Raw genomic sequence first — 22,465 nt, 5'->3', positions numbered from 1 at the left:
GCCTTTTCCCGCCCCCTGCCTATGGCCGAAACCGGTGGTGAGCGGTGGAATCACCGGCGATGTGTCTCACCGTGGTCGCGCGGATCGGGCATGTGCACAAGTCGTGGCGGATCGAAGGAGATCGCATGGACAGCAGGGGACACGCACCCGCAACGGCGGGGATGGGGCGGCGGCGATTCCTCGGGTATGTGCTGGCCGCCTCGACGCTGACCGTGGCCGCCGAACTCGGCGAGGCCGTGCTCGCGCCGGAGGAGACGGCGGCCGTCGTCCCCTCCGTGCCGGGTCCGGCGGAGATCTACGACCTCAACGACATGCTCACCGATGCGGCACTGCCGACCGCGAATCTCATCACGATCCGGATCGACTCCGACGGCACGGCCTCCTTCGCGCTGCCCCGGGCCGAGGTCGGGCAGGGCATCACGACGTCCAGCGCCATGCTGATCGCCGAGGAACTGGACCTGCCGCTGGAGCGGATCCGCGTCACACTCGCGGACGCGCGGCCCGAGCTGCTGTTCAACCAGCTCACCGGCGGCTCCAACACCACGATCTCGACCTTCACACCGATCCGGGTGGCCGCCGCGGTGGCGCGGGGCCGGCTGCTCAGGGCGGCGGCCCTGGAACTCGGGGCGGCCCTGGACACCCTGACCACCAAGGCCGGGGTCATCACCTCGACGGCCACCGGCCGCAGTCTCACCTACGGTGAACTCGCCCAGAAAGCAGCATCAGTGACGACAGGTCAGGTCTCCGTCGTGCTCAAGGAGGCCGCGGAGTTCGAGGTCATCGGCACCGCGCAGCGGCGCATCGACGCCCGGGACGCGGTGACGGGGCGCAAGAAGTTCGCGATGGACCTGCACATCCCCGATGTTTTGCCGACGATGGTGTGCCGGCCGCCCACCGTCAACGGCACCGTGCGCTCGGTGGAGAACCTCGCCGAGGTGCGGGCGATGCCCGGCATCACGGACGTCGTCGCCGTCTCCACCGGCGTCGCTGTCCGCGGCCGTACCTTCGGCCAGTGCATCGACGCCGTGCGCGCACTGAAGGTGTCCTGGGGCCCCGGAACGGCCGACGCGAAGAGCGACGACACCGTCCGCGACGAACTGAGCAGGGCCGAACTCCCGCTTCCTGCACCGGACTTGTTGACCAAGTCGGTCGACGCCCGGTTCACCTTCCACTTCGCGAGCAACAGCGCGCTGGAGACCAACTGCGCCATCGCCGACGTACGGGAGGACTCGGCCGAGATCTGGGGAAGCCTGAAGTCCCCGATCGTCGCCCAGGAGCAGATCGCGCTGAAGCTGGGGCTGCCGGTGGCCGCGGTGAAGGTCCATGTCACCGAGGGCGGCGGCTCCTTCGGGCGGAAGCTCTTCCACGACGCCGCCGCCGAGGCCGCCGAGATCTCCAGGGCGATGGGCAAGCCGGTCAAGCTGATGTGGCACCGCACCGACGACTTCCGGCAGGGCCGCACCCACCCGATGGCCACCTCGCGTGTACGCGCCACGTACGCGCTCGGCCAGGTGCTCACCTACGACCAGCGGCACACCTCCGTCGCCACCGACTTCGGCCACGGAGTCGGCGAGATCATCACCGCACAGGCCGCCCGGCTGCCCGTCGGCGATCTGACCTTCTCCGAGACGATCTTCGCGCTCAGCCAGCAGACCCCGTACGACTTCGGTGTCGTCACCCAGTTGCTCGGCGAGACCGACAAGGGCTTCAACACCGGCTCCATGCGCAACATCTACTCGCCCAATGTGCGCTGTGCGCAGGAACTGGTCGTGGACGAGCTGGCCAGGCGGATGGGCAAGGACCCCTACCGGTTCCGCCGGGAGTTCCTGAAGGACGGGCGGGTGCGGGCCGTCCTCGACAAGGTGGCCGACGTCGGGGAATGGGGCCGGAGCATGCCCGCCGGGACGGCGCAGGGCATCGCGGTCCATCCCGAGTACCACGCATGCGTCGCCGTCCTCGCCGAGATCGACTGCCGGCCCGAGACCACCGGACGCACGGTCCGCGACGCCTACACCGGCCCCCGCGTCACCAAGGTGGTGTGCGCCGTCGACGTGGGTCTCGCGGTCAACCCGCGAGGCCTCGAGGCGCAGATGATGGGCGGCATCATGGACGGCATCGCGATCACCCTCAGCGCCGGCCTCCATCTGTCGGACGGCCACTTCCTGGAAGGAAGTTGGGACAACTACTTCTACACCCGGCAGTGGAACACCCCGCCCGAACTGGAGATCGTCGTCATGCCGCCGACCAGCGGGCAGCCCGGCGGTGCGGGCGAGCTGGCCGTGGCGGGTGCGGCCGCCGCCGTGGCCTGCGCCCACGGCCGCGCCACCGGCACCATGCCGACCAGCTTCCCGCTCAACCACGCCGGACCGCTCGGCTTCGAGCCGCTGCCCACCTCACCGCCCATCCCCGCGTCCCCCACCGACGGACTCGACCGCGCCTTCTAGGAGACCACGTGCCCGAACACACCTTCATCCTCAACGGCAACCGGGTCACCGTCGACATCGAGGACGATGTCCGGTTGCTGTGGGTGCTCCGAGACGTCCTCGGCGTCACCGGACCGAAGTACGGCTGCGGTCTCGGCGTCTGCCAGGCCTGCACGAGCCACATCAACGGCAAGGCGTTCAATCCGTGTTCGGTGCCGGTGAAGGACATCGCCGCCGATGACGAGATCACCACCATCGAGGGCCTGCCCGGCACCGTCGGCCGTGACCTCCATCCGATGCAGGAGGCCTGGCTGGAGTACGACGTCGCGCAGTGCGGCTACTGCCAGCCCGGCCAGATCATGGCCGCCGTCGCGAAGGTCCGCCAGGTACGCGAGGAGGGCCGGGAGATCACCGAAGCCGACCTCGACGAGATCCGCAACGTGTGCCGGTGCGGCACCTACCACCGCATCCGGCAGGCCGTCACGGCCGGCGCGAAGAAGTACTGAACGGCCGCGACGGTGCTAAGCGTCGCCGGCGGGCTTCAGCTGCAGTGCGTTCTCCCAGATCTTGTTGAGCGTGGTCACCAGCCGTTCGAAGGGGATCCGCTGCCCGAGCACGAACACGCTGTAGGCCATGCGGCTTACCATGCCGGACAGGGCGTGGGCCGTCACGAGCGGATCGAGCGTGGGGTCGGCCTCGCCGCTGGCTTGCAGGGCGCGGATCATCCTGGCGTTGCGTCGCGCGAAGGCGTTGCCGCGTTCGACGCGCAGGGCCAGGAAGCTGTCGTCGATGTGGGCGACCTGCTCGAAGAGGGCCATCAGGCGCGCGTTCTTCTGGTACGAGCGCAGATAGTCACGGTTGGCCGCGTCGATGAGCTGCCGGGTGTCGGTGATGCCGGTGCGCTCCCGCAGGTGCGGGTGGAGCATCTCCTCCTGCACCATGTCCACCAGCGCCCGGAAGACGTCCTCTTTGTCGTTGAAGTAGGTGTAGAACGAGCCGGACGCGACATGGGCGGCCGCGGTGATGTCGGTGATCCGGGCGTCGAGATAACCATCGCGCTCGAAGACCTCGCGTGCCGCGGCGATGAGCGCGTCGCGCGTACGCTCGCCCCGTCGGCTGCGCGGGGCCAGCGGTTGCCGGGAACCGCCATGAGCCCGGGCCTGGCGGCCCGTGCCCGTGCGCGGAGCCGGCTTCACCGTCCCAGGCCGAGCGAGCCGAGGAAGCGGAGGAGCGCGGCGTTGACCTCCTCGGGGCGCTCCTGCTGGACCCAGTGGCCGGCGCCGTCCAGGACGACGTGCTCGCGCAGGTCGGTGAGGACCTCACCGAGGTTCTGTGCGGGCATGAACATGGCCACGGGATCCCTGGAGCCGGTGAGGAAGAAGGACGGCTGTGTGATGGGGCGGCCTTCGAGTTCGCGGGTGAGCTCCCAGTTGCGGTCCATGTTGCGGTAGTAGTTGAGGCCGCCCGTGAAGCCGGTCTCCTCGAACGTCTTGACGTAATGGGCCAGCTCTGCCTCGCCGAGCCACGGCGGGGGCGTGAGTTCCGCCTCGTCGCGGGACGCCCACTCGGCGGAGTAGATCTCCCGTGCGACGAGTGTCCTGCGGACGTTGCGGGCCAGCGCCTCGTCCGCGACTCCGGGTTCCTGGAACCACACGATGTAGAAGTCGTCGCCCAGACGCGAACGAAGGATGGGCAGCGGCGGGGCGGGGGAGCGCGGGGTGACGGGAACGCTCAGGCCGGCCACGGCGCGCACCCGCTCGGGGTGCAGCCAGGCCATGTGCCACACGACGTTCGCCCCCCAGTCGTGTCCCACGAAGACCGCGTCCTCGGCGCCCACGTCGTCCAGGAGTCCCGCGAGGTCCGCGCACAGGCTCAGCACGTCGTAGGCCTCGACATCCCGCGGCCGTGAGCTGCCCCCGTAACCGCGCATGTCGGGCGCGAGGACCCGGTGTCCGGCCTCGGCCAGGGCGAAGACCTGATGCCGCCAGGAGAAGGCGAGCTCGGGAAAGCCATGGCACAGCACGACCGGCGGTGTGCCGGGCCTGTGCTCGCCGTGCTCGAAGACGCGCAGAGTGATGCCGTTCGTCGCGACATCACGCGCCTCTAGGCGCTCCCACTCCGCGAGTGAACCCTTCGTCGTCATGTGCCACCGCACCGCCCATCGGCTGGTCCCTTCGACCAACACACCTGGCCGGCGGGCTCTGTGAGTATTGAACTTGACGTTGGATTCAACTATACGGGGCTGTGGCCCGCCCCACGCGCCGACGCGCCTACGCCACGAGGAGCAGCTCGGGTCCGGCCTGGGCTGCGACCCAGCCCCTGGTGCCGTGACCGGGCGCCCCGACAGCCAGGCACCGGCACACCTACCTGGGCAGGGCAGGACGGGTGCTCCCGCCGGGGGTCTCCTCGGCGACCGGCAGCGGCTGCCGGTAGCGCGTGGAGGTGTCGACCCGCGGGGCGCTCCGGCTCAGCCGCAGGGCCGTGGCCCGCGCCTCGGCGTCGTCCGGCACGGATACGGCGAGGAGCCGGAAGGGAGCTGAGGGCCGCAGCTCGACGACCACGACGGGCCTGCCGGGCCGCAGCGCCACGAAGTCCGTGCCGCCGGTGTGGCCGCGCGTGCCGATGGACCAGCCGCCGGGAATCCAGACGCCGCGCCGCCGCACTCCGCGCAGGGCGCGCCACCAGGCCGTTTCGACCGTGACCCGGCACACCGCCGTCAGCGGTACGCGCATGTCACCGCGGCGGGCGGCCGCCCTTTGCCACCACGACAGACGGACCACCACGTCGTCCCCGTCGACGAGAATGCGTGCCATCGCTCAGCTCCTCCGTTCCATACTCCTCGCTCCTCCGTGCCGCTGCCCGTGTCGCGGAGGTGTTGCCCGGGTACCCGGCCGGGGCGCCGGAGGGAGGTGCCGTCACGCCCGTCCGGATCGTCCGAGTGCGCGCAGGCGCACCCGCCGGGCGCGAGGCGTCGTACGACCGCACGCCGTGGCCCGGTGACGGGCACGGCGGAGGTGTGGGAAGGAGTCGACTGGGCATGCGGTTTCATGATCGCGTCCATGCCGGCCGGGAGCTGGCCGAGCGGCTGCGCATCCGGCAGGAGGCGGGGGCACTGACGCATCCGGTCGTGCTGGCCCTGCCGCGCGGCGGGGTGACGGTGGCCCGCGAGGTGGCGCGGGCGCTGGAGGCACCGCTCGACGTGCTGGTCGCACGCAAGATCGGCGCGCCGTTCCAGGAGGAGCTGGGCGTCGGGGCGCTCGCCGGTGACGATCCGCCGCTGTTCGACAAGCGGACCCTGGACGAACTCGGTCTGACCGAGGAGGCCCTGGACGACGTGGTGGAGCGGGAGCGGGCGGAGCTGCACCGCCGGGAGCAGCGGTACCGGGAGGGCCGGCCGCCGCCCGAGCTGCGGGACCGTACCGTCATCCTGGTGGACGACGGGGTGGCCACCGGGGCGACCGCGCGGGCGGCGCTGCGCTGGCTGCGCCGGCAGTCGCCGGAGCGGCTGGTGCTGGCGGTGCCGGTGTGCTCTCCGCAGGCGGCCGACCTGCTGCGCGGCGAGGCCGACGAGGTGCTCTGCCTGCAGCGGCCGACCGTCTTCCTGGCCGTGGGGGAGTGGTACGAGAACTTCGAGCAGCTGACGGACGACGACGTGCTCGCCGCGTTGCACGGGCAGTGAGCCCCGGGCGCGCCGGGCCGGAGCGGAGACCGCGATGGAGTTGGTCGAGGAACGTTCCTTCCGCTACCGCATCGAGCCGCACGCGGGCATGCGCGTGCCCGGGATCGTCTTCGCGTCCCGGGATCTGCTCCGGGACGCCGAGCAGTCCCTGGAACAGGTCGTGCACGTGGCCACGCTGCCCGGCATCGTCGCCGCCTCGTACGCCATGCCGGACATCCACTGGGGGTACGGCTTCCCCATCGGCGGAGTCGCCGCCACCGACGTGGACGCCGGCGGGGTGGTCTCGCCGGGCGGCGTCGGCTTCGACATCTCCTGCGGGGTGCGGCTGCTGGCCGCCGACTGCGACGGCGACACCTTCCGGTCCGCGCTGCCCGCGGTGATGGACGGCCTGGACCGGGCAATACCGCGCGGGGCCGGTCCCGGCGGCGTATGGCGCCTCACCGGCCCCGGAGAGCTGGAGCGGCTGCTGGACGGCGGCTCCCGCTACGCCGTGGAACAGGGCCACGGGGAGGAACGCGACCTGCTGCGTTGCGAGGACGGCGGCGCGGTCGCCGACGCGGACGTGACCCAGGTCGGGCAGCGGGCCCGGGAGCGGGGCCTGGGCCAGGTGGGCAGCCTCGGCTCCGCCAACCACTTCCTGGAGGTGCAGCAGGTCGCCGAGGTGTACGACGGCCAGGCCGCCGCCGCCTTCGGGATCGGGCCGGGCCAGGTCTGCGTGATGATCCACTGCGGCTCGCGCGGCCTGGGGCACCAGATCTGCACCGACCACGTACGGCTCATGGACCGCGCGATGGCCCGCTACGGCATCTCCGTGCCCGACCGGCAACTCGCCTGCACACCCGTCGGCTCGCCCGAGGGACAGGCCTATCTCGGGGCCATGGCCGCCGCCGCCAACTACGGCCGGGCGAACCGGCAGCTGCTCTCCGACGCGGCACGCCGCGTGTTCCGGCGCACCGCCGGTACCGGGCTGTCGCTGGTGTACGACGTCTCCCACAACCTCGCCAAGATCGAGACCCATCCGGTGGACGGGCAGCGGCGGCTGCTGTGCGTGCACCGCAAGGGCGCCACCCGTGCCTTCCCACCCGGACATCCCGAACTGCCCCAGGACATCAGTGAGTTCGGGCAGCCGGTGCTGATCCCCGGCACCCTGGGGACGGCGTCGTACGTGCTGGCCGGTGTGTCCCGGGGCGACGCCTTCCACTCCACCTGCCATGGTGCGGGCCGCACCATGAGCCGTCACCAGGCCGCGCGCAGCATCACCGGCAGCGAGCTGCGGGCGCGGCTGCGGCATGCTGGCATCGCCGCCCGCCCGAAGTCCTGGCGCGGCCTGACGGAGGAGACGCCGGAGGCGTACAAGGACGTGGACGCCGTGGTCGCTGCGAGCGAGGGGGCGGGGCTGTGCCGGAAGGTCGCCCGGCTGGTGCCGCTCGGAGTGGTGAAGGGATGACGCGGGCGGGGCCCGGGGTGGCCCTGCCCGCGCGGTCACACAACCACGACCCGGCCACACATCCATGATCAGGGCACATGTCCGTGATCCGGTCACACATCCACGATCACCGAGCAGGACCAGCCGTACGCGTCCGGGCCGATGTGCAGGTCCTGCCAGGAGACACCCTTGGGCACGGCGCCGACGACGGCGACGTCGGCAAGGTCCGTGAGCGACAGCCGTACCGCCAGCCCACCGTCGTCGGCGGGCTCCGCCTCGACGTCGACGGGGATCCGGCCCGCCACCTCGAGCCGGTAGACCACCTCGTCCAGCAGCGCGACCAGCAGGTCCGCGTCGTCGCCGGGGGCGAGACGGATCCGTTCCATGGTGGTGGGGTGTGCCCCGGACGCGTCGGCGAAGGCCTCGACCATGGCCTGCACGGCCTCGGCCAGGCACTGTTCCCGGGTGGTGCCCCAGGCCTGCAGACGCGTGTCGGCGGTGTGCGGCATCGACCGGTGGCCGTTCTCGCCCTCACGCCGTGCTCGCAGCTCGTCGCTGATGTCACCGACCATGGCTGCCCCGATCCCTTCTCCGGGCCCCCTTCGCTTCCGATTGTCCCGCCTCGGGCCCGATGGCGCCGACCGGATCGATAGCATGGCGGCGGTGGCGGATCGGGGGGAGTCCAGTGGAACCGTTGGCAGGCATGGTGCTCACCGCTGTCGGTACGGTCGCGTCCGGGGCCTTGTCCGGAGCGGGCGGGGAAATGGGCCGCCGCACCTCGGAGCGGCTGTGCGGGCTCCTCGGCCGCGCACGCGCCGAGCAGCAGGACGCGAGCGGCGATGCCGGCGGCAGCGGTCGGCAGGCGCCCACCTTGCCGGGGACCGACGCCGAGCGCAGGCAGGCCGCGTTATGGCTGACCGAAGTGGCCCGTCGCTCCCCCGACTTCGCACAGGAGCTCCAGGACTGGCTCCGTGAGGCGTCCTGGCTGGCACCGCGCGCCGTGCCCGCTGTGGCGCACGACGCCGCTCGCCCGCGGATGCTGCCGGCGACGACCGGCCTGTTCACCGACCGCGAGGACGTGACGGCCGCGGTCGTCGCCCTGCTGGACGAGCGGGGCCGCGCACCCGGCGCACCGGCCGTCGTCGCGCTCACCGGGCCCGGCGGCATCGGCAAGACCGCCACCGCCGTCCACACCGCCCATGTGCTGCGGGAGCGGTTCCCGGACGGGACGCTGTACGTGGATCTGGCCGGAGCGTCCGCCGCCACGGCACTGTCGCCGTCCGAGGCGCTCGTGCGTTTCCTGGAGCGCCTCGGGGTCCGGCCGGCCGCGGTGCCGGGCGACGAGAGACGCCAGCGGGATCTCTACCTCGACTGCACGGCCGACCGGCGCATGGTGGTCGTGCTGGACAACGCCCATTCCGACGCCCAGATCATGCCGCTGCTCCCGGCAGCGCCGCACTCCCTCGTGCTGGTGACGAGCCGGCACCGGCTCGACCGGCTCGTGGCCGAGACAGGGGCCCGGCACCACACCCTGCCGCCGCTGTCCACCGACGACTCCGTCGTGCTGCTCAAACGCCTCGTCGGACGCGGGCGCGGGCGTCCGGAGATCCCGGAGGTTCCGGAGGAGATCGTCCGCGCCGTGGCCGAAGGAACCGGCGGCATCCCGCTCGCCGTGTGCACCACGGGCGCGGGCCTCGCGGTGCGCGAGCATCTGCCCTGGCAGCGGGTGGCGGAACAACTGGCCGAACGGGTCCGTGGCCACGGACGGGAAGGGGCCCGCGTGCCGGACGAAACCCATGCCGCCCCGGCAGGCGCGGACGACCCCGTGCACCGCGCGCACGACGTCTCGTACCGCGAACTGACCCCGCAGTGCGCCGCGTTCTACCGCTCGCTCGCGGTCTGGCCATGGCCGACCCTCACCGTCATGAGCGCGGCGCACGCCGCCGACGTGAGCCGGGACGCAGCCCGTGCGCTGCTCGAAGAGCTGGCCCGGGTGCACCTGTTGGAGGAGGTCGGCGAGGAGCGGTACCGGCTGCACGACCTCTCGCGCGCATACGCGTACGAACTCGCGGTCACCGAGGACGGACACGGGCGCATGGCCGCCGCCGTCCGCCGGGTCGCCGTCGGGTATCTGCGCTTCGCGGCGGCCGCCGACTTCCGGGTGATGCCGCTGCGCTGGCGACTCGGTCCCGCCTACGCCGGCCTCCGCCTGCCGGAGCGCCGTGCCGCTTCGGACGGCAAGGACGCGCTGGAGGACCTGCGCCGGGAACGCGAGAACCTGGCAGCGGCCGTCCGGGCGGCCGAGCACCACGGCTTCGACGACCTCGTGTGGCAGCTCTGCGAGGCGATGTGGGGTCTGCATCTGCTGCTCGGCTTTCACGTCCAGTGGATCGACACCCACCGGCGGGGAGTCGAGGCCGCCCGCCGGAGCGCGGTCGAGTTCGGCGACCCGCGATCCGTGGGCCGCATGCTGGTCCAGCTCGCCTTCGGCCACATGGGCGCGGGGCAGGCGGAGGACGCCGCTGCCGCCCTGGCCGGGGCGGCGGCCGCGGACGAGGCGTGCGGTCACCACCGCGGGCACGCCAGCGCGGTCGAGGCTCTCGGCCTGCTCCGCCTGAAGCAGTGGAGATACGCCGAGGCGGAGCGCTGCTTCGAGGAGGCCCGGGAGATCCTCGAACGCATCGGGCCGGGCGACGACGGTTGGGACGACCTGCCCCGGGCCCGCGCGCTGGTGGAACATCACGCCGGACGCGCGCTGGGGCGCCGGCGGCAGGTCGCCGCCGCCCTGGAGCGCCTCAACGACGCGCTCGCACGCTTCCGTGCCCTCCCCGGCGGCGACCCCTACAACGTGGGCCGCGTCTACATGAGCCTGGGCGAGACCCATCTGGAGGCGGCGGACCCGGACCTCGCCCGGGTGTGCCTGGACCAGGCAGTCGAGGCCATGGAGACCGCCGGAGCCGGCCTCCAGCTCGCCGACGCCCTGGAACTGCGGGCCCGCTGTCACCGTTCGGCGGACCGTGCCGCGGACGAGGCGGCCGATCTGCGCACCGCGGCCGTCTGCCACGAGCGCAACGGAGACGCCTCGGGCGCGGCGCGGGTACGCGCCCGGCTGGCGGAACTGGAGCCGTGAGCGGTCCTCACCGCGGTGCGAGGTCCTCGACCGTGACGCGGTGCCCGGCGGTTCCGGTGCGCACCGTCAGCTCGGGACCGGCCTGGCGCAGGGGCCGCCCGGCGGACAGCCAGGCGTGAACGGCGGAGGCGTAGGCGGCGGGATCGCAGAGGTCGGGCCGCCCGGTCGCATCCGGGGCCGCGGCAAGCCGTACCAGGTCTCCGGCCCGGGTGCGTACGACGCAGCGGTCCGGCCCGTCGATGTAGGCGGCCAGCCCGCAGTACGGATACCTGTCGAGCGTCTCCGCCGTCCAGGCGCCCGGCGGACCGACCCGTGGATCGTCCTCGGGGCCGTACCGGATGATGACGTCCGCGATGTGCAACCGGTCGAGCTCCTTGGTGTCCTCGTTCACCGCCGTGTGGGACGCCTCGGCGTCGCCGTGGCAGCCGCCGGGCAAATCGGGTTCGCCCGCGTCGGCGTACCGGAGCACCGAGACCTCCGGCCGGTCCACGCCGACCACGCGGGTCAGGACACGGACCGGCGCCGTGCGGTGAGCCGGCTCGAAGCGCGGCAGCGGCAGCGGATCGAGCCGGGCCCGGCCGTCCGTGGGCTCGGCGATCCCCATGAGCTCGTAGAACAGGCGACGCAGGAGTACGGCCGACTCGCCCGGGGACGAACTGGTCTGCTCCGCCAGTTCCTTGTACCGCTCGGGCCGATGCGCCGCGATCGCGTGGTCGATCTGGGTCCGGAGGCTGCCCCTGGCGACGAGGACGGGAGCGGTACGGCCGAGGGACGCGACGGGGGAGAGCGGGTCGAGGTCCTGCTGGGGGAAGCCGCGGACGAGGACGGGGACGCCGATGGACGCCGCGTAGTAGGTGACGCTGCCGTGGTCCCCCAGCACGCAGTCCGCCGCGATCAGGGCTTGCCGCCAGCCGTCGAGCGGCGGGATCAGAGTGAGTCCGGCGCGCCGGGCGCCGTCCAGCCAGGCCCGGACCTGACCGGGACCGTGGCCGTGCCAGATGTTGGGATGCAGGACGGCGGCGGTGCCGTACTCGTCGGCGGGAAGCTCGGCAGCCAGGCGGGGCAGCAGCCAGGGCAGCAGCTCACCGGTGGCGTCGTCCTGCGCGGAGGCGTCGCCGCCGAAGAGCGAGCGTGGGGCCCAGGTCGAGCTGATGACGATCAGCCGCCGGTCCGGCCCGACACCCAGGGCGCGTCGGAAGCGGTCGCGATGGGGCAGCGCGGCGAGGATCCGGTCGTAGCAGGGATCTCCGGCGAGGACGGCGGTGGGCACCGCCTCCGGACAGGACGCGCGCAGCCTGTCCAGCTGTTCGGGGTGGGACAGCACAGTGGCGGCCGCGAGGGGCCGACCGCCCTCGAGAAGCCATTCCGGCGACATCCCGAAAACGGGTGTCCGGGTGTCCGGGTGTCCGGGTGTCCGGGTGTCCGGGTGTCCGGGTGTCCGGGTGTCCGGGTGTCCGGGTGTCCGGGTGTCCGGGTGTCCGGTCGCCAGCTTTTTATTGTAGCCGACGCCGTGCGACAAGATCGCCAAGTCGCCCTGGAGCCTTCCCAGTTCACCGCCGTAGCTCGCGGCGATCACCAGGTCGAACTCGAGCTCCCCGGCCTGTTCCCAGGGCAGTACCGGAAGGCCGGCCTGCGCCAGCAGCTCGGGTACTCCGGCCAGAAACGGGGACGACCCGGTGCACGTGGCGAACGACTGGACCCGCAGATCGCCGTGCAGCAAGGGCAGTACATCGAGCAGGCGCGTCGCGGAGGTCACGTTGTGCACGACGAACAGGACACGACGGCAGCCGGCCCGCGTGACCCAACGCTCGGCGTCCACCCCCGCCGGTACCCGCAAACGCGTCGCCCCGCCCATAACCGCCGCCCCGTTTCCCCTGCTTGATCGACCCCGTATGCCATTGCCGCAGGTCGATGCTATCGAGGCGGTCGCCGTGGCCGCGGGGACGGGGCGAGCCTTGCGGATCCAGAGGGACAGGTCCAGTTCCCCGGTGCATCCGAGGGCGCCGTGCGGCTGCAGGGCGGTGCGCGCGGCGCCGTACGCGGCCTCGCAGGCGGTGACGGTGCTTGACCGCCTGGAAGGAGCCTCGGCGAAGGCGGGCTTGCCGTCGAGCCGCCCGATGGGCCGAACTGGGCCGCTACGGCGTCCAGGTCAACGCCATCGCCCCGGCAGCCCGGACGCGGATGACCGAGCGGACCTGCGCCGAGACCAAGACCGCCCCGGAGAAACCTCTCCCCGCTCGTGGTCTGGCTCGGCTCGGCCGCCTCCGCGGGGGTCACGGGCCAGGTGGTGCCTAGCCCAGGGTGAAGTCGTCCGCGTGGACGTCGGACTGGCCGTACCAGCCGTGGACGTAGACGGTGACGGTTCCGCTGCTGCCCGTGGTGAAGTTGACCGTCAGCTGGTTCCAACTCGTGTTGTCGGACCACGTACTGGCGGTGGCGCCCCCGCTGACCCCGATGTAGGCGTAGGGGCCCTGGACCCAACCGGTCAGCGAGTAGCTGTGGTTGGGGGACAGGGTGACGGTCTGGTCGCATTCGCCGGTGCTGCTGGAGCTCGGCGTGACCTGGAGGGCGTGGCTGCCGCTGTGGACCGGGCCGGAGACCACCGAGCTGCCGCCCGTGCAGGTCCAGGGGCTCAGGCCGCCGGTTTCGAAGCCGGCGTTGGTCAGTGAGCCCCCGCCGCCTCCGCCTCCGCCGCCACTGGAGGTGACGGTGAGCGTGTAGGTGGCGTTGTGCCTGCCACTGGCCGCGGTGCCGGTGACCGTGATCGGGTAGGTGCCCGCGGCGACAGAGGAGCCGACCGTCGCCGTCAGCGTCGAGGTGCCGCCGGACGTCACGGAGCCGGGGCTGAAGGAGACACTGACGCCGGAGGGCGCGCCGGAGGCGGCGAGGCCGACGGACTCGGCGCTGCCGGAGGTGACGGCCGTGGCGACGGTCGCGGTCGTGGAACCGCCCTGGGCGACCGAAGCCGAGCCCGGTGCCAGGGACAGGGAGAAGTCACTCGTCGTGCCTCCGCCTCCGCCGCCCGAACTGCCCTCGTACGGCACGAACGCATCGGTGAACGCCAGGCTGTTCTGGCTGATCTCACTGCACGTGGGCAGCGAGTTGGCGCTTCCGCTGCACGGCTGGTCCCGGTTGACGGACCAGAAGGCGAGCCGTCCGACGCCGTTCTGCGCGGCGAAGTTCTCCACGGTCCGGGCGTCGGCCAGGGTGAACGTCGAACCGTCGTCGTTCTTGCCGATCATCGGGGTGATCCCGAGGTTGGCGTAGGTATAACCGGAGTCGACGGACTGCATCTGCGCCAGTGTGGCCTTGGCCGCGTCGACGGCTCCCTGGCCCATCTCGGTGCCCGTGCCGGCGTAGTAGTCCATGGCCATGATGTTGACCACGTCGATCCTGATGCCCGCGTTCTTGGCGGCCTTGAGGATGTTGACGCCGTCGTTGGTCAGGCCGCTGGTCAGCACCGGCAGGGTCATGGAGAACTGCAGGCCCGGATTGGCCGCCTCGAGGTCCTTCATCGCCTGCATCTGGCGGGCCGCGGCCGCAGTGTCCGCGACGGCGGCGCCCTCCACGTCGAAGTCGAGCTGCGTGACGCCGTAGTCGTTGATGATCGCCTGGTATCCGGCGTCGATACTGCTCTGGGTGGAGCACGTCCAGGCGAGCGGTTCGCCGCTCGCCCCGCCGGAGGAAATGATGACGGACGCGCCCTCGGACTTCGCCTTGGCGATCTCCGGGTCGGTGTAGGAGTCGTTGCCGATGGGGAGGGTGTCGCCCCAGATCTGGTTGCAGCCTTCGCCGAGCACGAACGCCGCGGTGTAGGCCTTGAGTTGGTGTCCGGTGATGGCGGTGTCGAGCAGTCCCTCCTGACTGTTGGACATGTCGACGTAGGGAGCGACGGAGTAGACGCTGCTCGCCGCCGCGGCGCTGCCGGCCGGTGCCAGGGCGACGACGGCGCCGGTGGCCGCGAGCGCGAGCGCGCATGCGGAAGCCGCAGATCTTGCCAGGTGCATGACAGTACCCCTTCTGGGGATGCCTCGGGCGTGAGTGGTGGGGTGGTGCCGTGCGAGCCGAGTTGGTACATACCAAAGCGCCGGTGTGTCACTCCGTCAAGAGGACTAGACCAAGGAGGTCCATCCGGATCTCCGATGCCCGCAACCGCGTGCGGGGCCGGGCGAAGTCCGGTCGCCCGCGGGCCGTATTAGGCTGGGTGACCGATCAACCGGCACGTCGACGATCGCGCCGGGCCCGAGCTTCAGGGAGTGACCGATGACCGTGGGAACCGAGCGGGCCGTCCTGGCGGGCGGTTGTTTCTGGGGCATGCAGGATCTGATCCGCAAGCAGCCGGGTGTGGTGTCCACGCGCGTCGGCTACAGCGGCGGTGACACGCCGAACGCCACGTACCGCAACCACGGCGACCACGCCGAGGCCATCGAGATCCTCTTCGATCCCACGGTGACGAGCTACCGCGACATCCTGGAGTTCTTCTTCCAGATCCACGATCCGACCACGCGCGACCGCCAGGGCAACGACATCGGGCGCAGCTACCGGTCCGCCATCTTCTACGGCGATGAGGAACAGCACCGCGTCGCCGTGGACACGATCGCCGACGTCGAGGCGAGCGGGCTGTGGCCCGGGAAGGTGGTCACGGAGGTGGAGCCCGTGGGCGACTTCTGGGAGGCGGAGCCCGAGCACCAGGACTACCTGGAGCGCTACCCCAACGGCTACACGTGCCACTTCCCCCGGCCGAACTGGAAGCTGCCGAAGCGGGAGTCGTCCACGACGGACTGAGCCGGACTCGCCGGGTTCGCCGTGCCGGAGGGCACGCCCGGCGACCGGAGACCGGCGACCGGACACGGCAGCGCGGCGAGCACGGGGCAGCCGGCGGACCGCCCCCGGCTTTCAGGACAGCCGATGCCCGCCCTCGGGAGCCGGGGGCAGCGCGAGGTGGGCCAGATCGTCCGGGCGGGGTGTGGTCACCGGCCACAGGGGAGGAGCTGCCCCGTCGGCGAGCGCGGCCGGCGCGTCGGTGAGGTTCATCCGCTCGCGCAGCCGGCCGTAGAAGTCCGTCGGGCCCAGCCGGACCGCCTTCAGCCGACGGGGCGCGGCGTACACGCCGATCCAGTCCCCGGGGCTCAGAACCCCGCGCAGCTGTCCGTCGATGCTGACGGCGGCCTGGCCCGACCGCTCGAGGATGCGCAGCGCGACGGGCTCGTCGGGGGCCGCCACGACCGAGCGGTTGAACACCATGTGGGGGGCGACCGGCGTGAAGACCAGGCCCTCCGCGCGCGGCGAGACCACCGGGCCGCCGGCGGCGAAGCTGTACGCCGTGGAACCCGTGGGCGTGGCCACCAGCAGTGCGTCGGCCGAGTAGCTGGCCAGGAGCCGGCCGGCCAGATAGACACCGACCGACACCTGCCGGTCCCTGGCGAGCTTCTCCACGACGACGTCGTTCAGCGCGGTGACGTTCAGCGCGACGCCCCAGTCGTCACCGACCTCGCACTCCGCCCGCACCCGGGGCGGCGGCAGCATGGGCCCGCGGCCGTACCGCAACAGCGCCTCCATCTGCGCGGGCACCTCCAGCCGGCACGATGCCCGCATGGTGAGGAGCATCCTGCTCTCCACGGTGATCCGCTCGGACCGGACCGCGTCCAGCGCCGCGCGCACCGCCGAGGCCGGGACCTCGGTGAGGAAGCCGACGCGGCCGAGGTCGACGCCGAGCACCAGGGCGTCGTGCACGGCCGCCAGCCGGGCGCCGCGCAGAAAGGTGCCGTCCCCGCCGAGGGTGACGATGAGGTCGGGATCGCCGGCCGCGTCGATCTCCTCCCGGGCACTGTGCCGCGCCCCTTCCTGCCACACGTCGATGTCCGTGCATCCCACGGCGTGCTCCGCGCACCACTCGCGCACGACACGCGCGGCGGCCACGGCCTCGGCACGGCCGCCGTGCACCACCAGGCCGATACGGCTCACCGTCATACGCACCTCCCAGCCGACTGCTCCCGCTCGCCATCCTCACCGCGAACCGCTGCGGAGCCGCACGCGCCACGCCGCCGACGCCGCTCCCCGGGCGGGCGTGCGGGGGAACGCGGAGCACGGCGCTCCCACGGCGCGTCGTTCCGCATGCATCTGCACGATGGTCGGCCCCGCCTCCGTGACCAGCGGCGATCGAACGCATCGTGTCCGTCGTCGTAAAGGAGGCGAAACAGCGGAGCAACGACGTGGCGCGAACCTTCCCTGCAACGCCCCGGGACCCACCGAGGCGGACCGCAGGAACAGGAGCAGCCGTGACGGAGACCGTCGACAAGCAGGCGCCGCCGGCCCCGCCGTCCGCCCCGGGCGGCCGGACGCGGGGCGGCCGTACCTACAACGGGTGGACCCGCAACGACACGCTGGAGGACTACTCGCTGCGCTACGCGCCCAAGTCCTTCCGCCGCTGGACGCCGTACGTCGTGGCCACCACGGCACTCGGTGGCATCGCCTACCTCGCGGACTTCGCCATCGGCGGCTCGATCGCCGTCTCCCACGGCTTCTCCAGCGCCATGGTGGCGATCCTGACCGCGGCGGTGGTCATCTTCCTCACCGGCATCCCGATCTCGTACTACTCGGCGAAGCACTCCATCGACATGGACCTGCTGACCCGCGGCGCCGGATTCGGGTACCTGGGCTCGACACTGACCTCGGTGATCTACGCGAGCTTCACCTTCATCTTCTTCGCCCTCGAAGGCTCGATCATGGCCCAGGCCCTCGAACTGGGCCTGCACATACCGCTCGCCGTGGGCTACCTCATCTGCTCGCTGGTCATCCTGCCGCTCGTCGTGTACGGCATGACCGCGCTGTCCAGGCTGCAGGTGTGGACCCAGCCGGTCTGGCTGGTCCTGATGGTCGCGCCGTTCGTGTCCATCGCGATCCAGGATCCCGGTAAGTTCGCGGAGTTCACGCACTTCGCGGGTGACTCGCCCACCGGATCGAGCATCAGCATGCTGGGGGTCGGGGCCGGCGCGGGTGTCGCCCTGTCGCTGATCGCGCAGATCGGGGAGCAGGTCGACTATCTGCGGTTCATGCCCGACAGGACGGACGGCAACGGCAGGCGGTGGTGGGCCGCGGTCCTCGGCGCCGGGCCCGGCTGGGTGGTGCTGGGCGCGCTGAAGCAGATGGGCGGCGCCTTCCTCGCCTTCTTCATCGCGTCAAGTGCCGGACTGGCCAAGGCCAATGAGCCGATCCAGCAGTACGTGCACGGGTTCCGGACCTTCGCCGCGCCCGTCGCCCTGGGACTGGCCACCTTCTTCGTCATCCTGTCCCAGGTGAAGATCAACTCGACGAACGCGTACTCCGGTTCGCTGTCCTGGTCGAACTTCTTCTCCCGGCTGACCCACCGTCACCCCGGCCGCGTCGTCTACATCTTCCTCAACGTGGGGATCGCCCTCGCCCTGATGGAGGGCGGCGTCTTCGGCTTCCTCAACACCGTCCTCGGGTTCTACTCCAACGTGGCGATCGCCTGGATCGGCGCGGTCGTCGCCGACCTCGTCATCAACAAGCCACTGAAGCTGAGCCCGTCGTACATCGAGTTCAAGCGGGCCCATCTCCACCACTTCAACCCGGTCGGTTTCGGCTCCATGCTGATCGCGTCGGCGGTCTCCATCGCCGCGTACTTCGACGCCTTCGGCGCCTATGGCAAGGCGTTCTCCCCCTTCATCGCGCTGTTCCTGGCCATGGTGCTCTCGCCGCTGTTCGCCGTGCTCACGAAGGGCAGGTACTACATCGCCCGCGCGGACGCCCTGGACGAGCCGCTGCTCGGACCCGACGGGCTGCCCTCGGCGGCCACCCTGACCTGCTCGGTGTGCGCGATGGACTTCGAACGGCCCGACATGGCGGGCTGCCCCTTCCACCAGGGCGCGATCTGCTCGCTGTGCTGCAGCCTGGAGAAGGACTGCCACGACACGTGCAAGAAGGGCGGCCCCGTCGAGCTGGGCCTGCCCGCGGTTCGCGCCGCGGAATGAGCGTCGCGCGCGGGGCGGCCTTTCCGTCATGGGGCACGTGACGGACGGGTACTCGGGGTTTGCGGAACCGGTACGGACGGGTTGGGAGGCCCCGATGAGCGAGAGCACCCCTTCGCAGGCCGAGGGCGAGCGGGAGCCGGGCGGCGCGGAGGCCGAGCAGCCGCCGCGTACGACTCCGTCCCAGGCAGAGGGCGAGGACACCGCGGACGAGAACACCGAGGAAGGCGACGCATGAGGAGGCGCCATGAGCACGGCACACACCAGCGTCCCCGAGGTGCTGGCCGCGCTGAAGGACGTGTCGTACCCGGCCGACAAGGACCGCCTGGTCACGGCCGCGCGGGAGGCGGGCGCGTCCGACGAGGTCGTCAAGGTCCTGCGCGGCATCCCCGCCGAGCAGTACACCGGGCGCGAGGACGTGGCGAGGTCGGTAAGGGCGGACCCGGACCTCGACCACACGGCCGCACAGCGCGCGGACAAGGCACGGGAGGGCGGCAAGCCCGGACTCTCCCTGCACCTGCGGGAGGAGCCGAGGACACCGATCCAGGAGGAGTTCGACCGCTGAACCGCCAGCACCGGCCGGGCCGTTGCCGCGCAGAAGTACCTCGTTGACGGCCCGGAGCGGCGGCCCCCTGCTGCCGGCCTTCGCCGGCCGCGCCATCTTCACCCGCTTCCTGGCCCCCGCGGAACCGGCCGGGGCCTGGCGCGCCTACTACGCCGCGTGGACCTTCGCCCGGCAGCCCCCGGACGCCGAACTCTGGCACCTGTCCGGCGAGTTCGCCGAACTGTCCGAGCACGGCCTGATCGCCACCCGCACCGGCAAGGGCTCGTACGTCGTCTTCGACGGCCGCCCGCCGGACGACCGGCTCGGCCGGGCCCGCGCCCGGGCCGTGCGGGGCCAGGACACCGCCGTGCGGACCCTCTCCGTACGCCAGACGCACGAGGGCGCCCTCGCCGTCGAACTCGGCCTGGACGAGGACGGGTTCGTGTGCGTGGAGCGGATCCGGGAGCTGGTCGCGGACGGGACCGTCGTGTCGTACGAGCGCAGGTACCTGCCCGCCCGTGCCGGTGATCCTCGGGCTGCCCGCCCGCGGCCTCGGCGAGGAGGCGCTCACCGAGCTGCCGCTGTGGGCCGGGCTGCGCCCCGACCACGGGGAACAGCGGGTCTCCGGGCGGCCGGTCGACGCCCGGGAGGCGGAGCTGCTGCACCGCGCGCCGGGGGACTGGGTCCTCGAGACACGGCGGACCAGCCGCGCGGCCGACGGCTCCTTCGTCGAGCATGTCGTCGGCCTGCTCGACCCCGGTCACTGCGAGCTGACCCTCGCCTTCGGCTGATCCACCACGAAGAGCCCGGCACACGGCCCAGCCGGGCGACCGGAGCCGGGCCACCACCGGATCTCCCGATGATCCTCACGCATGTCCCGCGGCCCACCGGGTACGCGAGGCGGAGCACGCCGGGCGCGGTTCCGCCCCGGGGTGGCCTGTACGACCGTCGCTACCTGGGGATCTGCCATGGAGACACCCGCACACAACGATCTGCCGACGCCCGCCCAGCAGGCGCTGGACGCGTTGACCGTGAACGCCGAGGACCAGGCCGCGCTGGACGTCCTCGCCCATAGTGACGTGCTCGTTCCCGTGCCGGACGACGCCGTCGACGGGGAGGGCGCCGACGCCACGACCGTGGCCCTGCCCGTCCTGGAACAGCCCGGAGGCGACCCGGTCGTCCCCGTCTTCACCACCGAGGGCGAGATGGCCGAGCTCCTGCCCTTCGTCTCCCGCTACCGCCTCATCCCCCTCGGCGCCCTGGCCTCCCAGTGGCCCGACGAGGACCTCTCCCTGGCCATAGACGGCAACTCCACCCACGCTCTGACGCTCACGTCACAGGGGGTACGCACTCTGCTGGCCCGTTGATCAGAACCGATCACCCACCCCATTAGGCGACCCAACGCCCGCGCCCCGGTGAAGGACGGCCGGAACTGACCCCTGCCGAGGGGTGGTCACACGTCTTTGGAGGGGGAAGATCCCGGCGGGAGACAGAACGCGGCGCGCGAAGGAGCCGATGGTCGTGAGGGTCGTCCTCCTGGGCACCGCCGCCGGTGGCGGCTTCCCGCAGTGGAACTGCGCCTGCCCGCTGTGTACTGCGGCAAGGGAGGGCAAGCTGCCCGCCCGCACCCAGGAGTGCGCGGCCCTCACCGGCAACGGCCGCGACTGGTGGCTGCTGAACGCCTCGCCCGATCTGCGCACCCAGCTCACCGCCACACCGGCGCTGTGGCCCGGCCCCGGCCCCCGGGACACCCCGATCCGTGGCGTCCTGCTCACCGACGCCGAGGCCGACCACGTCACCGGCCTGGGCGAGCTGCGCGGAGCGGCGGGCCTGAAGGTCTATGCCGCCCCGCCGGTCCGCGCCGTGCTGGCCCCCGCCCGCGCCGCCCTGGACCGCTACGCCCCCTGGGAGTGGGCGGACAGCCTCGCGGCCGGCGGGTTCGTGCTGGCCGGCGGGCTGGTGGTCACGGCCCATCCGGTGGGCGCGAAGATCCCGAAGTACGTGCCGGTGCAAGCGCCGGAGCCGGCCGGCCCGTGGGTGACGGCGTACCGCGTCGAGGACCTGGCCAGCGGGGGAGTGCTGGTGTACGCGCCCTGTGTGGGCTCCTGGAGCCGGGAGCTGGACGAGCTGTGCGCCGAGGCCGACTGCGTGCTGCTGGACGGCACCTTCCACGCGGCCGACGAGATGGGCACGACGGTACGCTCCGGAGCCCGCCAGGCCGCCATGGGACACCTGCCCGTCACGGGCCCGGACGGCACCCTCGCCGCCCTGGCCCGGCATCCCGGCGCACGCCGGATCTACACCCACCTCAACAACACGAACCCGCTGCTCGACCCCGAGTCACCGGCACGCGCGCGTGTCGCCGAGGAGGGCGTGGAGGTCCTGCCCGACGGGGCCGAGCTGGTGCTCTAGTGGTCCTGCCCGGTGCTCCGGCGTTCCTGCCCGGTCAGCATCCGCTCCAGCACGGCTCGCTGCAGCGGCAGCACCTCGGCGTGCAGCGCGCGGCCCTTGGCGGTCAGCGCGACCCACACCCCGCGGCGGTCCTCCGCGCACACCGAGCGCTCCACCAGCCCGTCCTTCTCCAGCCGGCCGATCAGCCGGGACAGCGCGCTCTGGCTGAGATGCACCCGGCCGACCAGGTTCTGCACCCGGCACTGGTCGCCCGTCGCGGAAGACTCGGCCGCCAGGATGTCCAGCACCTCGAAGTCGCTGGCGCCCAGCCCGTGCGGATGCAGGACCCGGTCGATCTCGCACATCGTGCGTGCGTGCACCGCGAGGATGTCCCGCCACCGTTCCTCGAGCCGGGCGTCGGCCGTGTTGACTGCCATACCCGCACCGTAGCACCGATCCGGCCAATCGTTGAGTATGCAACTAGTGCGGGTGCATGGGAAGGCGCGTGCTCAGGCGACCGGGTCCTGGAGGAGGCCGATCAGATTGCCGTCGGGGTCCTTCACCGAGGCGATCAGCCGGCCGTTGCCGACGTCCCGCACGTCCTGGACCACCTCGGCGCCCGCCGCCAGCAGGGCCGCGAGGCGCTCCCGGAGATCGGTGACGTGCCAGAACGGCACCGGTCCGGTCAGGCCCTGGGCATGCCCGTTCGGGTCGAGGCCGACGTCCTGGCCCTCGGCCTTGAAACCGACGTAGTAGGGCTGGTCCGCGTACGGCTCGACACCCAGGAGGGCGGTGAACAGGGCCTTGGCACGGTCCTTGTCCTTGACGGGGTAGATGATCGTCTGCACGCCGGCGGTCATGGGACTCTCCTTCTGAGGTGCGTG

General features: G+C 72.0%; 21 protein-coding genes and 1 pseudogene. 13 read left to right on the top strand and 9 right to left on the bottom strand.

Features of this window, described 5'->3' with window-relative positions:
* Window positions 1-125: 125 nt before the first annotated feature.
* Window positions 126-2,444, top strand: a complete 2,319-nt coding sequence (locus tag ACWC2T_RS13340) for a molybdopterin cofactor-binding domain-containing protein (protein ID WP_450670483.1) — start codon at window positions 126-128, stop codon at window positions 2,442-2,444.
* 8 nt (window positions 2,445-2,452) lie between these two features.
* Entirely contained in the window at window positions 2,453-2,929 is a 477-nt protein-coding gene (locus ACWC2T_RS13335) for a (2Fe-2S)-binding protein (protein WP_450670482.1), read from the top strand.
* A 15-nt stretch (window positions 2,930-2,944) separates the two neighbouring features.
* Here ACWC2T_RS13335 and ACWC2T_RS13330 read toward each other — a convergent pair whose 3' ends face one another.
* The 3 genes from ACWC2T_RS13330 to ACWC2T_RS13320 form a co-directional block, all read right to left on the bottom strand.
* Window positions 2,945-3,619, bottom strand: a complete 675-nt coding sequence (locus tag ACWC2T_RS13330) for a TetR/AcrR family transcriptional regulator (protein WP_450670481.1) — start codon at window positions 3,617-3,619, stop codon at window positions 2,945-2,947.
* Entirely contained in the window at window positions 3,616-4,566 is a 951-nt protein-coding gene (locus ACWC2T_RS13325; protein ID WP_450670480.1) for an alpha/beta fold hydrolase, read from the bottom strand. The genes ACWC2T_RS13330 and ACWC2T_RS13325 overlap by 4 nt, the downstream gene beginning before the upstream one ends.
* 220 nt (window positions 4,567-4,786) lie before the next feature.
* Window positions 4,787-5,236: a hypothetical protein gene (locus ACWC2T_RS13320; protein WP_450670479.1), complete on the bottom strand. Its 450-nt coding sequence runs from the start codon at window positions 5,234-5,236 to the stop codon at window positions 4,787-4,789.
* Window positions 5,237-5,460: 224 nt separating this feature from the next.
* Here ACWC2T_RS13320 and ACWC2T_RS13315 point away from each other — a divergent pair, with 224 nt between their 5' ends.
* Together ACWC2T_RS13315 and ACWC2T_RS13310 are read left to right on the top strand one after the other, a co-directional pair.
* Complete coding sequence (locus tag ACWC2T_RS13315) at window positions 5,461-6,102, top strand: phosphoribosyltransferase (protein ID WP_450670478.1); 642 nt, start codon at window positions 5,461-5,463, stop codon at window positions 6,100-6,102.
* Between the two features lie 34 nt (window positions 6,103-6,136).
* Window positions 6,137-7,549 (top strand): RtcB family protein, encoded by a 1,413-nt coding sequence (locus tag ACWC2T_RS13310; RefSeq protein WP_450670477.1) that lies wholly within the window; start codon window positions 6,137-6,139, stop codon window positions 7,547-7,549.
* Between the two features lie 92 nt (window positions 7,550-7,641).
* On the opposite strand, the gene ACWC2T_RS13305 is transcribed toward ACWC2T_RS13310, so the two are convergent.
* Window positions 7,642-8,100 carry an archease gene (locus tag ACWC2T_RS13305; protein WP_450670476.1) on the bottom strand — a complete coding sequence of 153 codons (459 nt, stop codon included), beginning with the start codon at window positions 8,098-8,100 and terminating at the stop codon, window positions 7,642-7,644.
* A gap of 131 nt (window positions 8,101-8,231) precedes the next feature.
* Here ACWC2T_RS13305 and ACWC2T_RS13300 point away from each other — a divergent pair, with 131 nt between their 5' ends.
* Window positions 8,232-10,658, top strand: a complete 2,427-nt coding sequence (locus ACWC2T_RS13300) for an ATP-binding protein (protein WP_450670475.1) — start codon at window positions 8,232-8,234, stop codon at window positions 10,656-10,658.
* A 7-nt stretch (window positions 10,659-10,665) separates the two neighbouring features.
* Here ACWC2T_RS13300 and ACWC2T_RS13295 read toward each other — a convergent pair whose 3' ends face one another.
* Window positions 10,666-12,513 carry a hypothetical protein gene (locus ACWC2T_RS13295; RefSeq protein WP_450670474.1) on the bottom strand — a complete coding sequence of 616 codons (1,848 nt, stop codon included), beginning with the start codon at window positions 12,511-12,513 and terminating at the stop codon, window positions 10,666-10,668.
* Between the two features lie 266 nt (window positions 12,514-12,779).
* Here ACWC2T_RS13295 and ACWC2T_RS13290 point away from each other — a divergent pair.
* Window positions 12,780-12,960: pseudogene (locus tag ACWC2T_RS13290) on the top strand (short-chain dehydrogenase); the annotation flags it as partial.
* Here the strand turns inward: ACWC2T_RS13290 and ACWC2T_RS13285 are convergent.
* Window positions 12,950-14,665, bottom strand: a complete 1,716-nt coding sequence (locus tag ACWC2T_RS13285) for a carbohydrate binding domain-containing protein (protein ID WP_450670473.1) — start codon at window positions 14,663-14,665, stop codon at window positions 12,950-12,952. The pseudogene ACWC2T_RS13290 and the gene ACWC2T_RS13285 overlap by 11 nt on opposite strands.
* Window positions 14,666-14,921: 256 nt before the next feature.
* Between ACWC2T_RS13285 and msrA the strand changes: the two genes are divergently transcribed.
* Window positions 14,922-15,443, top strand: coding sequence for a peptide-methionine (S)-S-oxide reductase MsrA (gene msrA / locus ACWC2T_RS13280; RefSeq protein ID WP_450670472.1), 522 nt, complete (start codon window positions 14,922-14,924; stop codon window positions 15,441-15,443).
* 111 nt (window positions 15,444-15,554) lie between these two features.
* Here msrA and ACWC2T_RS13275 read toward each other — a convergent pair whose 3' ends face one another.
* On the bottom strand, window positions 15,555-16,628 hold the full coding sequence (locus ACWC2T_RS13275) for an NAD(+)/NADH kinase (RefSeq protein ID WP_450670471.1): 1,074 nt from the start codon (window positions 16,626-16,628) through the stop codon (window positions 15,555-15,557).
* Window positions 16,629-16,936: 308 nt separating this feature from the next.
* Between ACWC2T_RS13275 and ACWC2T_RS13270 the strand changes: the two genes are divergently transcribed.
* The 6 genes from ACWC2T_RS13270 to pqqB all read left to right on the top strand — a co-directional run bounded on the left by ACWC2T_RS13270 (window position 16,937) and on the right by pqqB (window position 21,602).
* Complete coding sequence (locus tag ACWC2T_RS13270) at window positions 16,937-18,649, top strand: purine-cytosine permease family protein (protein ID WP_450670470.1); 1,713 nt, start codon at window positions 16,937-16,939, stop codon at window positions 18,647-18,649.
* A 94-nt stretch (window positions 18,650-18,743) separates the two neighbouring features.
* Window positions 18,744-18,884 carry a hypothetical protein gene (locus tag ACWC2T_RS13265; RefSeq protein ID WP_351205623.1) on the top strand — a complete coding sequence of 47 codons (141 nt, stop codon included), beginning with the start codon at window positions 18,744-18,746 and terminating at the stop codon, window positions 18,882-18,884.
* Between the two features lie 9 nt (window positions 18,885-18,893).
* Window positions 18,894-19,211: a DUF2795 domain-containing protein gene (locus ACWC2T_RS13260; protein WP_450670469.1), complete on the top strand. Its 318-nt coding sequence runs from the start codon at window positions 18,894-18,896 to the stop codon at window positions 19,209-19,211.
* Window positions 19,212-19,708: 497 nt separating this feature from the next.
* Window positions 19,709-19,981: a UTRA domain-containing protein gene (locus tag ACWC2T_RS13255; protein ID WP_450670468.1), complete on the top strand. Its 273-nt coding sequence runs from the start codon at window positions 19,709-19,711 to the stop codon at window positions 19,979-19,981.
* 177 nt (window positions 19,982-20,158) lie between these two features.
* On the top strand, window positions 20,159-20,557 hold the full coding sequence (locus ACWC2T_RS13250; protein ID WP_450670467.1) for an SseB family protein: 399 nt from the start codon (window positions 20,159-20,161) through the stop codon (window positions 20,555-20,557).
* 154 nt (window positions 20,558-20,711) lie between these two features.
* On the top strand, window positions 20,712-21,602 hold the full coding sequence (pqqB, locus tag ACWC2T_RS13245; protein ID WP_450670466.1) for a pyrroloquinoline quinone biosynthesis protein PqqB: 891 nt from the start codon (window positions 20,712-20,714) through the stop codon (window positions 21,600-21,602).
* Here the strand turns inward: pqqB and ACWC2T_RS13240 are convergent.
* Together ACWC2T_RS13240 and ACWC2T_RS13235 are read right to left on the bottom strand one after the other, a co-directional pair.
* Entirely contained in the window at window positions 21,599-22,018 is a 420-nt protein-coding gene (locus ACWC2T_RS13240; RefSeq protein WP_450670465.1) for a MarR family winged helix-turn-helix transcriptional regulator, read from the bottom strand. The two genes, pqqB and ACWC2T_RS13240, sit on opposite strands and share 4 nt — an antisense overlap.
* A gap of 72 nt (window positions 22,019-22,090) precedes the next feature.
* Entirely contained in the window at window positions 22,091-22,441 is a 351-nt protein-coding gene (locus ACWC2T_RS13235) for a VOC family protein (protein ID WP_351205639.1), read from the bottom strand.
* Window positions 22,442-22,465: the final 24 nt, after the last annotated feature.

This window comes from Streptomyces sp. NPDC001393, assembly GCF_053597455.1.
This window is presented reverse-complemented; position numbering and strand designations above follow the sequence as displayed.

Excerpts from the sequence above, each read along its gene's own strand:
- ACWC2T_RS13295 (WP_450670474.1), bottom strand. The coding sequence starts at position 12,513 with ATGGGCGGGGCGACGCGTTTGCGGGTACCGGCGGGGGTGGACGCCGAG.
- ACWC2T_RS13240 (WP_450670465.1), bottom strand. The coding sequence starts at position 22,018 with ATGGCAGTCAACACGGCCGACGCCCGGCTCGAGGAACGGTGGCGGGAC.
- msrA (WP_450670472.1), top strand. The coding sequence starts at position 14,922 with ATGACCGTGGGAACCGAGCGGGCCGTCCTGGCGGGCGGTTGTTTCTGG.
- ACWC2T_RS13325 (WP_450670480.1), bottom strand. The coding sequence starts at position 4,566 with ATGACGACGAAGGGTTCACTCGCGGAGTGGGAGCGCCTAGAGGCGCGT.
- ACWC2T_RS13315 (WP_450670478.1), top strand. The coding sequence starts at position 5,461 with ATGCGGTTTCATGATCGCGTCCATGCCGGCCGGGAGCTGGCCGAGCGG.
- ACWC2T_RS13250 (WP_450670467.1), top strand. The coding sequence starts at position 20,159 with ATGGAGACACCCGCACACAACGATCTGCCGACGCCCGCCCAGCAGGCG.
- ACWC2T_RS13260 (WP_450670469.1), top strand. The coding sequence starts at position 18,894 with ATGAGCACGGCACACACCAGCGTCCCCGAGGTGCTGGCCGCGCTGAAG.
- ACWC2T_RS13275 (WP_450670471.1), bottom strand. The coding sequence starts at position 16,628 with ATGACGGTGAGCCGTATCGGCCTGGTGGTGCACGGCGGCCGTGCCGAG.
- ACWC2T_RS13285 (WP_450670473.1), bottom strand. The coding sequence starts at position 14,665 with ATGCACCTGGCAAGATCTGCGGCTTCCGCATGCGCGCTCGCGCTCGCG.
- ACWC2T_RS13300 (WP_450670475.1), top strand. The coding sequence starts at position 8,232 with ATGGTGCTCACCGCTGTCGGTACGGTCGCGTCCGGGGCCTTGTCCGGA.
- ACWC2T_RS13340 (WP_450670483.1), top strand. The coding sequence starts at position 126 with ATGGACAGCAGGGGACACGCACCCGCAACGGCGGGGATGGGGCGGCGG.
- ACWC2T_RS13305 (WP_450670476.1), bottom strand. The coding sequence starts at position 8,100 with ATGGTCGGTGACATCAGCGACGAGCTGCGAGCACGGCGTGAGGGCGAG.
- ACWC2T_RS13265 (WP_351205623.1), top strand. The coding sequence starts at position 18,744 with ATGAGCGAGAGCACCCCTTCGCAGGCCGAGGGCGAGCGGGAGCCGGGC.
- ACWC2T_RS13235 (WP_351205639.1), bottom strand. The coding sequence starts at position 22,441 with ATGACCGCCGGCGTGCAGACGATCATCTACCCCGTCAAGGACAAGGAC.
- ACWC2T_RS13320 (WP_450670479.1), bottom strand. The coding sequence starts at position 5,236 with ATGGCACGCATTCTCGTCGACGGGGACGACGTGGTGGTCCGTCTGTCG.
- ACWC2T_RS13310 (WP_450670477.1), top strand. The coding sequence starts at position 6,137 with ATGGAGTTGGTCGAGGAACGTTCCTTCCGCTACCGCATCGAGCCGCAC.